This window comes from Agrobacterium sp. MCAB5 (assembly GCF_052114365.1).
In the GTDB taxonomy this organism is placed as follows: domain Bacteria; phylum Pseudomonadota; class Alphaproteobacteria; order Rhizobiales; family Rhizobiaceae; genus Agrobacterium; species Agrobacterium tumefaciens.
In genome coordinates this window covers 1-667 of the sequence record NZ_JBFREP010000118.1, presented here as the reverse complement: position 1 = coordinate 667, position 667 = coordinate 1, and the positions used below count along the sequence as shown (strand labels likewise).

Here is a 667-nt window from a genome sequence, read left to right as displayed (position 1 = left end):
CATCCACGTGTTTGGATAAAGTCTCGAAACCGATCGTGGCGTTGATGAAATCTCGCAATACAGACTTGCCGGTTTCGACATCTCCCTCCAGCAACAGTTCCACAGCATCCGACAAGAGAGCCGCCCGGAAGGCTGGGTCTTTTTCCGCCCTCGCCTTGACTGTCTGTTTGAATTCCCGCGTTAGCGCCATGTCACTCACCCGTCCCGGCACCCTTTCGGGCGCCCTTTCTGGATTTATAATCCTGCCAGAAGGCCTTGGCCGCTTCGATGTCGTTCTGCTGCCGGGCCTTGGTTCCGCCAATCAGCAGGATCACCGGCTCATCGCCGTCACGACCGAAATAGACACGATATCCGGGACCATAATCGATCCGGTATTCGAGAACACCGGAGCCAACGGATTTTACGTTGGAGAGATTGCCCTGCCCCATCCGGGTCACGGCAATCGTTACCTTCGACGCGGCAAGCGCCTCGATCTTTACGAACCATCGCCCAAATGGGCTCGATCCGTTCGGGTCCAGATATTCAACGACCTTCATGGGCCAATGGTAACATAAACATTACCATTGGCAAGCCTGTCTCAGCCGGTAATCTTCGAGAAATCCGCAACCGTTCCGGTGGCTTCACGAATGGCCTTCAACAGCGCCAGACGGTTTGCGCGGATGGCCGC

The 667-nt window shown here is 55.9% G+C and carries 1 protein-coding gene and 1 pseudogene; both read right to left on the bottom strand.

Annotated elements, in window-relative coordinates; all coding sequences use genetic code 11:
- Positions 1–190: pseudogene (locus tag AB4Z23_RS27685) on the bottom strand (transcriptional regulator); the annotation flags it as partial.
- Between the two features lies 1 nt (position 191).
- Positions 192–536: a type II toxin-antitoxin system RelE/ParE family toxin gene (locus AB4Z23_RS27680; RefSeq protein WP_113157277.1), complete on the bottom strand. Its 345-nt coding sequence runs from the start codon at positions 534–536 to the stop codon at positions 192–194.
- Between the last annotated feature and the right edge of the window lie 131 nt (positions 537–667).

Excerpts from the sequence above, each read along its gene's own strand:
- AB4Z23_RS27680 (WP_113157277.1), bottom strand. The coding sequence starts at position 536 with ATGAAGGTCGTTGAATATCTGGACCCGAACGGATCGAGCCCATTTGGG.